This window comes from Microcoleus sp. AT9b-C3 (assembly GCF_036705485.1).
Classification (GTDB): Bacteria; Cyanobacteriota; Cyanobacteriia; order Cyanobacteriales; family Microcoleaceae; genus Microcoleus.
The window spans coordinates 277,669-290,586 of sequence record NZ_JAUBUR010000002.1 but is presented as its reverse complement, the minus strand read 5'-3'; the positions used below and the strand labels follow the sequence as shown (position 1 = coordinate 290,586).

Here is a 12,918-nt window from a genome sequence, read left to right as displayed (position 1 = left end):
GTTCGATAAAAACAGGGTAATTACTAATTGTTAGTTGTTAGTTGTTGGTTGTTAGTTGTTAATTGTTAACTGCTAATTGCTAGTTAGTAATTCCCTCTTCCTTCTTCCCTCTTGCCTCTTCCTTCTTTCCTCGCAAATCACCCAATCACAATTTCCTAAACCCATGCTCAACACCACTAAAAACCAGACGAACACCAAAACTCAAATCCAGGCGGGAAAAGGTCGCCGCCAACCTTTTTTGGTGATGGACAATGTTTATAAAGTATATCCAAACGGTTACAGGGCTTTAGAAAACGTCAATCTGAATGTAGCTGAAGGAGAGTTTATTACTCTGATTGGACACTCAGGCTGCGGCAAATCAACACTGTTAAATATGGTGTCGGGTTTTAGCCATCCCAGCCAGGGCACCGTGTCTATTAACGGGCAGCGGATTACGAAGCCGGGCCCCGATCGCATGGTGGTGTTTCAGGGTTACGCTTTGCTGCCTTGGCGGACGGTGTTTGAAAATGTTTATCTGGCGGTTAATGCTGTATTTCCGAATAAGTCGAAGGTGGAAAAAAGTGCGATCGTCAAAGAACATTTGGCGATGGTGGGATTGACAGAAGCTGCTGAGAAAAGACCGCCGCAAATTTCGGGGGGGATGAAGCAGCGGGTTTCGATTGCCCGCGCTTTGGCAATTCGCCCGAAAGTGCTGATTTTAGACGAACCTTTTGGTGCTCTGGACGCAATTACTAAGGAGGAATTGCAGGAAGAATTGCTGAAAATCTGGAACGAGCACCGCTGTACGGTGTTGATGATTACTCACGACATTGACGAAGCGCTGTTTTTGGCCGATCGACTGGTGATGATGACTAATGGCCCGTCGGCGACAATTGGCGAAGTTTTGGAGATTCCTTTTCCGCGTCCGCGCGATCGGGTTCAAATGATGGAAGATCCAGAATACTACAATTTGCGGAACTACGCTTTAGATTTCCTGTTCCGTCGTTTTGCACACGATCACGATGCTTAATCGGTTGGGAAATCCAAGTTAAAGAGGAGAATTTATGAGATTTCTCGAAAAATTTTAATTCTTGTGCGGACTAGGATTTGGGCATCCTGGCGGCCCAAGACGAGCTTTTTTGCAGAAGTCTATCGAAAAGTTGAAGCCCCAGTGTTCCCCGATTTCCGGGGAACATCGCTACGGGCGCAATTTTCCCAATCCGGTTGGGTAAACTGAAGCTTAATGGTGGGCGATAAGTTTTTTCGGACGTTCGGATCTTTTTCCGATATTTTACGTCTACCAGCCAAGAGACCCGATTGCCTAGCTGTCGGTAAGCTGGCATGAACAGAGCCCACCTTCGATCGAGGGTGGGCTTCTTCTTCATGTTATTAACTGTTTTTGGGCGATCAGTGGTTGGTGCATTCCACCCTTGGAACTGGCACACTGCCGGAACCTCGATCGGTGTTTCATGAATTAAGGCTTTTGTCAATATAGCGGTTTTCAGGGGAGTAAAGTACAGACGATCGGGTAAGGAAACGGCCGATCCTAAGTCCGGCGCGGGGTTCTGTGACTTTTAACAATTGGTATAAGACTGATGATTGTAGCAACACTTTTTTAAATTGCTATTACTCAGGTTTGCACGGAAAACTCCTCTGGGTCAATATCCCAATTTACCCAGCGAATTGCTTCTTTAGCAGATGTCACATCAGGCGGCACTCGCAACGCATGAATGTATTCCGTACTCGGACAAGTCATTTTTAACAAATAAACTGGCTTTGCATTACCCTCCCAATCAAAATCATCGTCAAACTCGATGCTTAATAAAGTGTATTCCTGCCAACTATCTAATTCTGTCACCTCTAATTCTTGACAAATGCGATCGTAAGTAATTCCCTGAATTAACGCGCGCCGAACTTCTGCATTCTGTTCCTTCAACACCCACTTAGACTGCCACTGGTGCGGGTGCAGGCTGCCGTACCATTCGGGCAACATCACGCCGTGATAGGCGTAAATCGAAAAACCGTCAGCCAATTGTACTGCTGGTGTTCCTTCGGCGTGCAAGCGGTGGTTGCTGTCTGCTGAAAGTGCGATCGGCTTGGAGCAGACAATGCAAACTTTGTCATAGGGATAAATCCAGCCGCAATCCCGGACAATCGATTGAAAAATAATCCAATTTCTGCCGTAAGAATGAGGTAAATTTAGAACCGAAATGCAGAAATCTAACAAACTCCCATAAGCAGCCCACAATTCTGGTTGAATGCAATTACTGAGGTGTTTTCCTAATGTTGGCCGGATTTCTCCACTCCGCTCATCGATCACCTGTTGCGGTGGTAATTGGCTTGATATTTCGCCAGCTAAATAATTCCGCTCCGGCTCCCACAATTGCGTTTTCAGTTGAGTATAAAGTCGTTGTTCCAGTTGAGTTGGCAGTTGGTTTTGCAGTTCGGTTTCTAGTTGGCTTCCCAAATAACCCCGCAGTTTTTTTTCTAGCTGGCTTCGCAGTTTTGTCTCGAATTGACTCCGCAGTTCGCTGCTGGGATTGTCAAATCGACTGAGGATTATATCAGCAGCTTCGTAGGGGCGAGCGACAAAAATGATTTCCGGTGCTTTGAGGCCGATCGCACTGTAAGCCGATTTAATTGTTTCCGCAGCTTGTGAGCGATTTATCGGGCCAGTAGAAAGCGAGAGCGCTCTCCACTTTTGGCGATAAACTGGAATCAAAGCTGCTTGTTCTGGCGTTAGTTTTTTAACCTTAGTCTGCGACATACCTCCAACCTTGTGGCTCATATTCCCGCTGAATTCGCACCATCCAATTACCTTCGGGAATTGCGATCGCATGGTGTTCTTCGTGACTCAATAAAGCTGTCGGTGAAAGCACCCGCAAGTACAGAGTGCCGTCTTTTTCGTACAGTTCAGCTTGTCCCTCAATAATCTGGTGAGAATGTCCGGTGACTTCACCTTCGGCGAGAGTTAGGTGAGGTTTTTTTTCTCCTTCGATTTTCGGTACGGGGGTGAGAATTACGTCGCCTTGTCGGATGGGTTGCATAGGTTTTTTCTAAATTTTGTTTGCTGGTGTCGGTCGATCGAGCTTTTTTACCGCAACTTTATACTACATTTGTAATACACGGCTGTCAAGAACCACAAACCAAATTCCACTTTTTCTCTATACCGCAGTAATCCCGCGCCGAAACTCCTTAACTGCTTCAACCCTAGAAGCCATCAGCAAGCAGCGAGACAGTAGGTTGATGTCTAAACCGGGCAGAACTTCGCTTTGGTCAATTTTTTCATATCCGTGCGATCGCAAATGATACAGCCCAAATACTCCATCCTCCCCAAACCAAACTTCAGGGACTCCCAAGGCTTGGTAACGATTCAACTTGCTTTCGTTGCCGCTAGTATATACAACTTCGATCGAGAGGTCTGCAATGCCTCCCGATGCTTTGCCAATTAAGTAAGATTGGTCTGCTTGTGCGGAGGCTTTTCCTTCTTTTTCCTGGGTAAAGCTTCCTGTGGGCGTAAAATCGATTTCTTTTTCTACAAAATACGTACCCAGCAACAGGGCAATCACACCGCTGAAGACTTCATGTTCTTGCGAAACTGCCAAGACTTCTACTTCACCTTTGAAATAAAAAAGTCGGATACCGGGGGAATCAGAAAACCCCTGCTCGATTAGCTTGAATTGTTCCCAATCAATCCCGGAATGGATTAGGCGCTGGTCTTTTGGTTTGTCTAATGTTGCTGTCATGGCACGACCTCATTTAACTATTTTATAGCAATTTTAATTCGCACAATTTTGCAAGCACATTGGTATGGTGCGTCCGATCCAAAAAATCTGTTTAAATCGAAACGAGCGATCTCTGACACACCATACAATTTTATTAAACTATTATATTATCCTTCAAATGCGGCAACCGAAACCCGATCGCGCCCTGCTTCTTTCGCCCGATAAAGCGACTCGTCGGCGATCGCAATTAGCGCCCCCGGCTGCGACATCGGCGCCGGAATGCAGCAAGCTACACCCAAACTCAGCGTCACATATTCGCTGACAGCAGACTTAGCATGAGGTATGTGCAAACCCCGCACCTGTCGTGCGATCATTTCAGCTACGCAAGTGGCACCTTCAATATCCGTATTCGGCAAAACTACTACAAATTCTTCTCCACCGTAACGCGCTACTAAATCTGCAGCTCGCTTTAACGAATGCTGGATCACCGCCGCCACTTGCCGCAAACATTCATCGCCCGCTTGGTGACCGTAAGTGTCGTTGTAAAGTTTGAAATAATCAATGTCGCACATAATCAAAGACAGCGGTGCTTCTTCCCTCGCCAAACGCCGCCATTCCGTATCGAGGTATTCATTAAAAGAGTGGCGGTTTCTTACCTCAGTCAAACTGTCGTAATTTGCCAAATACTGCAAGGCTCGATTCACTGTTTCTAACTGCTGTTTCTGCTGCTGCAACTGACGGTTGAGCTCAGCCAACTGCTGTTCGGCTGAGTGCGATCGCAACAAATTTCTCACCCTCGCGAGCAATTCCCTCTCGTCAAAAGGCTTTGAAATATAATCGTCAGCACCCGCATCCAAACTTTCGATCCGAGCTTCCATCCCCGATCGAGCTGTCAAAAAGATTACCGGAGTAGATTTCAATTCTGGCGTGTTCCGAATCTCCTTGAGCAAATCCAGTCCGTTTTGTCTGGGCATGATTTGGTCGCTCACAATCAAATTTGGCTGCAAACTTTTGGCTTTTTCTAAACCTTCAACCCCGTCCATCGCCACGGCGACTCGATAGTACGGACTCAATAAAGTTTGGAGGTAAGCTAGCAGAAAATTGTTGTCTTCTACTACCAGCAACAGCGGTAATTCTCGGCTGTCACTTGTTAATTGTTCCAGATGATTTTGGTCGTCAAAACTGTTAGGTTCCGGTAGCACTGCCTGGGGTGCGATCGCCCGGACATTTCCCGAACCCCACTCTCCAGAGCCGAATCCAGTCAGTCCAGCCAATTGGGCGATCGCACTGACCAACTGATTCGCTTCCACCGGCTTCGACAAATGCCTCTGAAACCCCGCCTCCAGCGCTTCGGCCGAATCTTCTTCCTGGATGCCTCCCGTCAGCGCCACGGCCGGCAGCAGTTCCCTGTGCTCGGAAATTTCCATTGCTCTGATGCGGCGGATCAAATCGCAGCCGTCGGCTCCCGATACCGTCATATCGCTCACCAACACGTCGGGGCGCGACTGTTGCAACTCGGCCATCGCTTCGCAGGCGCTACCCACCGCTGTTACCTTGGCTCCAAATGCTTCCAGGCCAGTTTTGAGAAATTTCCGGATCTCGGCGCTGCTTTCCACCACCAGGACTTGCTTTCCCGCTAGGGGTTTGGAAACCGATCCGGGTCTGCTTTCACTTTGGGCGATCGCAGCAGTGCGAGCGTCGGGTGCATTTTTGTTGGCAATCGGTAGCAGCACCCCAAAGGTCGCCCCCTGATCGATACCGGGACTCGAAGCCCAAACACTTCCCCCGTGCAGTTCCACCAACTGCTGCACAATTGAGAGCCCCAGGCCAAGGCGATGCTGTTCTTTCGTCTGGAAGTTGTCTGCGGGGCGGAAGTAGTTAAAGATGTGCGGCAGAAATTTGGGATCGATGCCGCAACCGCTGTCGCTGACCCGAATCAAGACGCCGGACGGACTAGGCTCAATCCGCACTTGAACTGGGTATGGTGTGGATTCTGGGGTGAATTTGATGGCGTTGGCCAGCAGGTTCCAGACTACTTGCTGCAAGCGTTCTGCATCTGCTAAAACATAGCTGACGGCGGGGTCGAAATGTTTTTCTACGCGGAGGTTTTTGGCATCGGCGGTGGGACGGAGGGTGTCGATCGCAGATTCTATGATAGACGGGAGGTGAACTGGGCCGATGTTCAGGCACACTTTCCCTCGCAGCAACCGCGACAGGTCGAGGAGATTGTCTATTTGACGGTTTTGTAATTTGGCGTTGCGCTCGATGATTTCCAAAGCGCGGCTGGTGGTGGCTTCGTTGAAATTGCGAGATCGAGCTACCTGCGCCCATCCCAAAATCGCACTCAGGGGCGATCGCAGTTCGTGGGAGGCGATCGCCAGAAATTCGTCTTTTGCCCGGTTGGCTTCGGCTTGGGCTGCTTCAACGGCTTTGCGATCGGTGATGTCGAATCCGATCGCCAAATACTGACAGGGTTTTCCCTTACACTCCAACAGCGGAACTACTGCGGCGTACACCCAATAATCAGTTCCATTCTTGGCTTTATTTTGAATGTCTCCTTGCCAAACTTCACCTTTGGCAACAGTTGACAGCAAATTTTTAATTAATTCCGAAGATTTATATTCCGAATGGAGGATGCCAAAGTGGCGGCCGATTAGTTCAGCGCGGGAATAGTTGGAGATGCAGCAAAGTTGATCGCTGACATAGTTGATAATTCCTCGCGCGTCAGTCCTCACCGCAAGTGCCGATCGGTCGATCGCTATTTTAAAATCTAAACATTCTTGTAGCGACGAATCTAGTTCTTTTGTCGTATAAAATTGATCGAGCCGATCGGGCGCGTTTTGTTGCTGGCGATCGGGCTTATCCTTACTCCGTTGTTGGATTTCCATTGCTTCTATTTTCCCCTGACGGCTGACACCTAATCTACTCGCATCCTGATTCATTATCACAATTTTCTTTCCCGCGCCGGCGGGTGTAATATTTTGTATCTCTTCATCTTCCTGAAAAATTGGCAGGTACCACTTCCAATCGGGAGTCACCTCAATTTTTGTTTATAGTTGGCTAAAGTTTGTCAATCTGAGGACTGATTTTTTCATATCTCGCCTATTATCGGCTGCTAGCTCATTTTTTTTAATCTTTTATCTTTTATATTTTACTAGGGGGAATCACTGAGAAATTTATGGTGTGGATCACACAGCGACAGTTGCATTTTTGTTTGAAACGGGTATCATAACCGTCAACTTTTTTCTCACAATTAGTCCTAGTATCTGGCACAAAGTCTCGTCTTCGGCTGGCTTTCGCGTCTGTGGCATTCTGTCTCATCTCCACTGAAGGAGATATATGTGCAGTGCTAGACAGTTCCCAAATCACGGGCGGGTTTGGGCGCACAAAGTCCCTGTCTGGCGATCGTCCGTAACTTCTTTTAAATTATTTTATTCTACATCTTGACAGGTCTGTAGATTATTTGTATTATATATGTAATATACATTGAGATAAGAGAACCGCCCGACTGCATTGGCGCACTCAACTATTAACAATTTGAGGAAAATTTTCTGTGAATTTAGACGCTGTACGCGAGCAATTTGAACAAAGAGCATTTGATTATGACGGCTTAATTCCCCGCCTCATTCCGCGTTATCGCGAGCAACACGATGTAATATTGCAGTTAATCCCTTCTGAAACTAATGGTAACATAAAAGTTCTGGATTTAGGCGCGGGAACTGGCATACTCTCGGCTATGATTCTGCAAGCATTTCCTCAAGCAAAAGTCCTAGCCTTTGACATGGCCCAAAATATGCTCAAAACTTGCCAAACTAACTTGTCCGCTTTCCGAGAACGGCTGACCTTGCAGCAAGGAAACTTTGCCGAAGATGATTTCGGCAGCGGTTACGATTTGGTAGTTTCAGGCTTGGCAATCCACCACCTCGACAGCGCAGGCAAACAACAGCTATTTCACAAACTTTTCCACTCGATGAATCCAGGGGGGCTCTTGCTAATTCGAGATATTGTGACAGGTGCTACTCCCCGGCTGACTGAGCAATACGAACAGTTGTGGCGGCAGTACATGAAAGCTAACGGAGAAGACGATGCAGCCTGGTTTAAAAAATATCGAGAAGAAGATATTCCCTCCTCTGTGGAAGAGCAGACAAAGTGGCTTGCAGAATCTGGTTTTGCCGACGCTGGATGTCACTGGCGCTATCTAAATTTTGCTATTTTTGGCGGAGTTATCCCCAGGTAGAAGGCAGAGTTTTTGATAATTATCAAAAGACAAACAAGACTTGCGCAAAGCCTCTATATGTAGGGTGCCCATTGCGCACATTACCGCTATAATTCGCGCGTCAAAAGACAAACAGGACTTGCGCAGAGCCTCTATATGTAGGGTGCGCAATGCGCACATTACCGCTATAATTCGCGCGTCAAACTATCTTTTAGCCTTAGTCCAGATTTTCAACAAACCGCTCCGGGGCGGGTTCACTCAACCGTTCTCTGGCAGTACCAACAGATTCAATAAACCCGCCCCCACTAAACGATATAACTCGCTTCTGACATTTTGTTAAATGTGATTTAAAAGCTCAATAAATAAAGTAAAATTATGAACGGTTCTCGATTAGTGAAAATCAGCCGATATCTCAGCCGACATCTGCGTCACGCGCCCTCGCGCATCGGCATCGAACTCGCTCCAGGTGGCTGGGTTCCTGTTAGCGAACTCCTCTATGCGTGCCAAAAAAATAACTTTCCGGTTCAGCTTGCAGACCTCAAAAAAGTAGTGGCGCAAAACGACAAGCAGCGCTTTTCATTTGACTCCACAGGCACTCTAATTCGTGCTAACCAAGGACACAGCGTAGAGGTTGACTTGCAGTTAGAACCCGCTGTTCCCCCAGATATTTTATATCACGGAACAGGTAGCACTGCCGTCGAGTCTATTCTCAGTCAAGGAATTAGGAAAATGTCGCGGCATCATGTTCATTTGTCCGTGAATATCCAGACGGCGCGCCAAGTAGGTACAAGACATGGCATCCCGGCAGTCTTTACTGTAAATGCCGCAGCAATGCAACGCGACGGTCATACATTTTACTGCTCGGCAAACAAAGTTTGGTTAGTAGATTTTGTGCCGTCCGCTTATCTCAACATAAGTTGAGAATTTTCACTGGTTTGTAGAATGTGTACCACGAAAACTGTAAAATAAGAGTAAGTAGGATTTTTGCAAAATGAGTGCGGAAGATATGGGTGATCGCGCCAACAATTTTTATCAAAACAATTCTCCAAATAGAGGTCTGCTAGGCTCTGGTTGGCGACCTTTTTACCGTCAATTTGATTGGGAACACCTGGTACATTTAGCGTCTAGCGATCCCTTAGAACTAGCTCAAAAAACTTTAGGCGCCGCTAGCGACATTGCCGACGCAATGGGACGGCATCAATATACGTGGTGGGCAAATATTTTAAATGTATTCTCGGAAAATACTCGCTACGAAATTGATGAATTTTGGGATTACATTACTCCCCAGCCAGTTTACCCGGATTACCGCTACAAAGACGTTTTAGTTACCGAAACGCCTGTGGTGCAATTGGTCAGCCGCGCTAGCATTCCCATCGACTACGTTCTCAACAAACTCCAAGAGATTACTGTTTTCAAAGTTCTGGCTTTGCTAGGGAAACCGGATGCGATTACCCAGTCTTTTATGGAGCGACATTTTTCTTATCCCCCGGAGCGATTTATTAGCTGGGAACGCTTGGAAGTTTTGGGTACTGTTTATGCTTCTTGGGCGCGATTCGGCTGCTGGCTGCAAATAGACAGCTACGACAGGGGAAGACGCTGCTACACTCTGATTTGCCAAGATATTGCGCCGCTCGTTAGCAAGGCAACTTATAATTTAGCGGTGATTCTGGGCGGGTACAAAAGCCGCGTCGGACAGGTTCACAGCCAGTTCCCAATTCGCACTTTTTCTGCGGAGGTTCAAAGTTTTACCGATACAGTTCAGCAGGCAATTTTAGATCAAAATCAGTTGGCTGTTTTGGTTAGTGGCGAACCGGGGACGGGCAAAACGGCTTGGACGCAAGCGGTAGCAAAGGAAATTTTAGTGCCGCTGGGTTATGTGATTTTTATCTTAGACCACGATGCTGTGGAAAATTTTGTGCCTCCGAGTTATTTAGAGCGGATTTGTATTATTATCAACGAGGCTGATAATTTGGCTCAAGATCGATCGACCGCAGAAGCCCAACGCACTAACAAAACTGAACACATTTTGAGTTTGCTGGATGGAACTTTGTATCAAAGCGTCATTGACGAACACGGCATTCAATTTCAGCAAAAACTCGTAGTTTTGATGACTTGCAACACCACTGAAAGATTAGATCCTGCAATGTTACGGAAAGGAAGAGTGGATTTTACCAGTGAATTTACGCACAAATTTGTTTGAGCGCTCTCTTGCATTCTCAAGCTATCTGGCGATCGCACTGACTACACAATCTCATACCATGTTTGATGTGGAATTTTCAATTAAAGAATTGGGAATGACTGATGAAGCTCAAGGTTTGGAGCGCGGCCCGACAGTTGCATTCTTTTGGGAACTTGTCTAAAATACCGAACCATCATCAGGAAATCTTCTGACTCTCACAGTGTGGGGGAACATTTCTTGAGTACCTATATACCATTGGTGTCACCAATCGTCTAAAACCCTTTGTCTCTCTCGTTTTTTGCCTAGTGTCGCTGCCATGTTGCGGCCCGGAAGAGTCGGAGCAGGCAAGAGATAACTCCAGTCTCCTCCGACTCTTCCGGGGGCGCCGGCGCGATATATGCCTAATGGTCAAACAGCAGGCGGGCACTACCTTTAGCCTTAAGTTGACACTAATGCCTATAGACATATCCCCATCAAAAATGATATCAATGATGGGTGATACCCTCTAAGGGTATTGTCCGAGAGAGCAAATCAGGGGAAAACAGCATTTTTGGTCTCAAACAGAGTTTTTCAAACTTGACAGCTATGGAGGAAATCCCAAACCGTGCAAACTAAGCCAGTTCAGCAAAAAAGTCAGGGACTGGGAAGGTACGTTGACGGGAATGTCCCTATCGCCCAACAACCCGCAGAGGCAGCCGTGTCGGAGAGTAAAGACAGATTTCGGCGGTTTGTGGAGCGCTCCGCCGAGGCCGTGGCAATGGTAGATTGTGAAATGCGCTATCTGTCGGTTTCCCGTCGCTGGGAAACAGATTGCGGGTTGGGCGACGGGGAGGCGATCGGCCGCTCTCATTGGGAACTGTTCCCGAATCTCCCGGAATATTGGAAGCAAAATGCCCAGGCTTGTTTGACGGGAGTTTTGGAATACAGCGAGTTTGTGGCAGGGCGATCGATCGCATCTGTATCAGGAAAAATCGCAAGCGGCTCTGTCAGCGAGTCGGTAAGATGGGTATTTCAGCCTTGGAAAAATAACGAAGGTGCGATCGGCGGTTTGATGTTGTTTGCATCTAAGATAGGTGAGGCTCCCGCTCAAACCAATTGCTCTAATAAATTTCAGTCCGAGGTCAAAAGCAAGCAGTTAGAAACCATACCAAAACTAACTCAAATTGCCCTCGAAAATGCTGCTGATACAATATTTTTTAGTACATCAGACGGTCAAATTTGCTACGCCAACAAAGCCGCTTGCCATCTTTTCGGCTACTCGGAATCGGAACTGCTAAACATGAGGGTTAGCGACATCGATTCGCAGTTGCCAGCATCGGGTTGGCGAGAACACTGGGTTCAACTGAAGCAGCAAACCAACCTCACTTTTGAAACCAGTTACAAAACCAAAGATGGCGCCCGTTTTTCCGTCGAAGTTAAAGTCAATTATTTAGAATACGGCGGCTGCGAATACCGCTGTGCGATCGCCCGCGACATTTCCGCTCGCCTTGCAGCAGAATCAGCACTCGTAGAGGCAAAAGAGCAACTTCAAGCCGTTTTGGACGCCGTACCCGGATTAGTTTCTTGGGTAAGTTCCGATTTGCGCTATTTGGGAGTAAACCGACATTTAGCTAGCGCTTACAAAATGCCGGCCGAACTATTTATCGGTCAAAAAGTAGGTTTTTTAGATACAAGTCCCAAATTTAACGATTTAGTATACGATTTCTTTGCCAACCATAAAAAGAAGACATCTCAAGAAGTAACAGCGAGCATCAGAGGAGAAAATAAAACTTATCTAATTGTCGCTCAAAAATACCAGAATAGTACGGCGGCGGTATTTGTGGGATTGGATATTACAGAAAGCAAACAGTCTCTTTTAGCTTTGCAAGAATCAGAAGAACGCCTGCGACAACAAGCGGCTAGATTAGAGGAGACACTGTTAATTTTGCAGCGAGCTCAAACTCAACTGATTCAAACAGAAAAAATGTCATCTCTGGGGCAGTTGGTAGCAGGAATAGCGCACGAAATAAACAATCCAGTTAGTTTTATTTCCGGCAATGTCAGTCACGCCACCGGCTACATTCAAGAACTGCTGCGAGCGATCGACCTTTACCAAAAGCATTATCCCCGTCCCGTGCCGGAAATTCAAGATTTGATGGAAGAATTAGACTTAGACTTCATCAAAAAAGACTTGCCAAAACTGCTAAATTCAATGAAAGTGGGTTCGGAAAGGATTCGCGATGTCGTGCGATCGCTCCGCTTGTTCTCGCGTACCGACGAAGCCCAAATGAAGCCTGCTGATATCCACGAAGGTTTGGACAGCACTTTGCTGATCTTGCAAAATCGCCTGCAAGCTAAAGGGGGACGGCCGGGGATTTCTCTAATTAAAGAGTACGGGGATTTGCCGCGAGTTCACTGCTATGCGGGACACTTAAACCAAGTGTTCATGCACTTGTTGACAAATGCGATCGACGCTTTGGAAGAAGGGGGGAGAAATGCCGAAAAGTATGGTAAAATTCAAAATCAGCCTTACTTGTCTTCAGGCAGGTCGAGCTCTGAAGTATTCAATCCCGAAATTCGGATTCGGACTTCTGTGGTAGGGGAAAACGAAGTTGCGATTGCCATTAGTGACAATGGCCCTGGGATGACTGAAGAAGTCCTCGACTGCATCTTTGACCCTTTGTTTACCACTAAATGTCCAGACACGAGCACTGGTTTGGGTCTAGCAATATCCCAGCATTTAGTAGAAAAGCACGGCGGTAAGTTGCACTGTGTTTCGCGTCCGGGAGAGGGAACGGAGTTGATAATTAAAATTGCGATCTGCAAGGATTAATTAGCTA

Annotated in this window: 10 protein-coding genes; 6 read left to right on the top strand and 4 right to left on the bottom strand. The window is 47.0% G+C overall.

Going from position 1 to position 12,918, the window contains the following annotated elements; genetic code table 11:
• Positions 1-163: 163 nt before the first annotated feature.
• Positions 164-1,009, top strand: coding sequence for a nitrate ABC transporter ATP-binding protein (locus QUB77_RS03030; protein ID WP_333172931.1), 846 nt, complete (start codon positions 164-166; stop codon positions 1,007-1,009).
• Positions 1,010-1,609: 600 nt separating this feature from the next.
• On the opposite strand, the gene QUB77_RS03025 is transcribed toward QUB77_RS03030, so the two are convergent.
• The 4 genes from QUB77_RS03025 to QUB77_RS03010 all read right to left on the bottom strand — a co-directional run bounded on the left by QUB77_RS03025 (position 1,610) and on the right by QUB77_RS03010 (position 6,742).
• Positions 1,610-2,746 (bottom strand): DUF6745 domain-containing protein, encoded by a 1,137-nt coding sequence (locus QUB77_RS03025; RefSeq protein ID WP_333172933.1) that lies wholly within the window; start codon positions 2,744-2,746, stop codon positions 1,610-1,612.
• Positions 2,733-3,026, bottom strand: coding sequence for a hypothetical protein (locus QUB77_RS03020; RefSeq protein ID WP_006632553.1), 294 nt, complete (start codon positions 3,024-3,026; stop codon positions 2,733-2,735). Before QUB77_RS03020 ends, QUB77_RS03025 begins: the two co-directional genes overlap by 14 nt.
• Positions 3,027-3,143: 117 nt before the next feature.
• Entirely contained in the window at positions 3,144-3,725 is a 582-nt protein-coding gene (locus QUB77_RS03015; RefSeq protein ID WP_333172935.1) for a Uma2 family endonuclease, read from the bottom strand.
• A 146-nt stretch (positions 3,726-3,871) separates the two neighbouring features.
• Positions 3,872-6,742, bottom strand: a complete 2,871-nt coding sequence (locus QUB77_RS03010) for a diguanylate cyclase domain-containing protein (RefSeq protein WP_333172938.1) — start codon at positions 6,740-6,742, stop codon at positions 3,872-3,874.
• Between the two features lie 515 nt (positions 6,743-7,257).
• Between QUB77_RS03010 and QUB77_RS03005 the strand changes: the two genes are divergently transcribed.
• The 5 genes from QUB77_RS03005 (at position 7,258) to QUB77_RS02985 (ending at position 12,911) form a co-directional block, all read left to right on the top strand.
• Positions 7,258-7,941, top strand: coding sequence for a methyltransferase domain-containing protein (locus tag QUB77_RS03005; RefSeq protein ID WP_333172941.1), 684 nt, complete (start codon positions 7,258-7,260; stop codon positions 7,939-7,941).
• Between the two features lie 354 nt (positions 7,942-8,295).
• On the top strand, positions 8,296-8,841 hold the full coding sequence (locus QUB77_RS03000; RefSeq protein ID WP_333172942.1) for an RNA 2'-phosphotransferase: 546 nt from the start codon (positions 8,296-8,298) through the stop codon (positions 8,839-8,841).
• Between the two features lie 70 nt (positions 8,842-8,911).
• Positions 8,912-10,120 carry an AAA family ATPase gene (locus QUB77_RS02995; RefSeq protein ID WP_333172944.1) on the top strand — a complete coding sequence of 403 codons (1,209 nt, stop codon included), beginning with the start codon at positions 8,912-8,914 and terminating at the stop codon, positions 10,118-10,120.
• On the top strand, positions 10,095-10,280 hold the full coding sequence (locus QUB77_RS02990) for a hypothetical protein (RefSeq protein WP_333172946.1): 186 nt from the start codon (positions 10,095-10,097) through the stop codon (positions 10,278-10,280). Before QUB77_RS02995 ends, QUB77_RS02990 begins: the two co-directional genes overlap by 26 nt.
• Positions 10,281-10,703: 423 nt before the next feature.
• Entirely contained in the window at positions 10,704-12,911 is a 2,208-nt protein-coding gene (locus QUB77_RS02985; protein WP_333172949.1) for a PAS domain S-box protein, read from the top strand.
• The last annotated feature ends 7 nt before the right edge of the window (positions 12,912-12,918 follow it).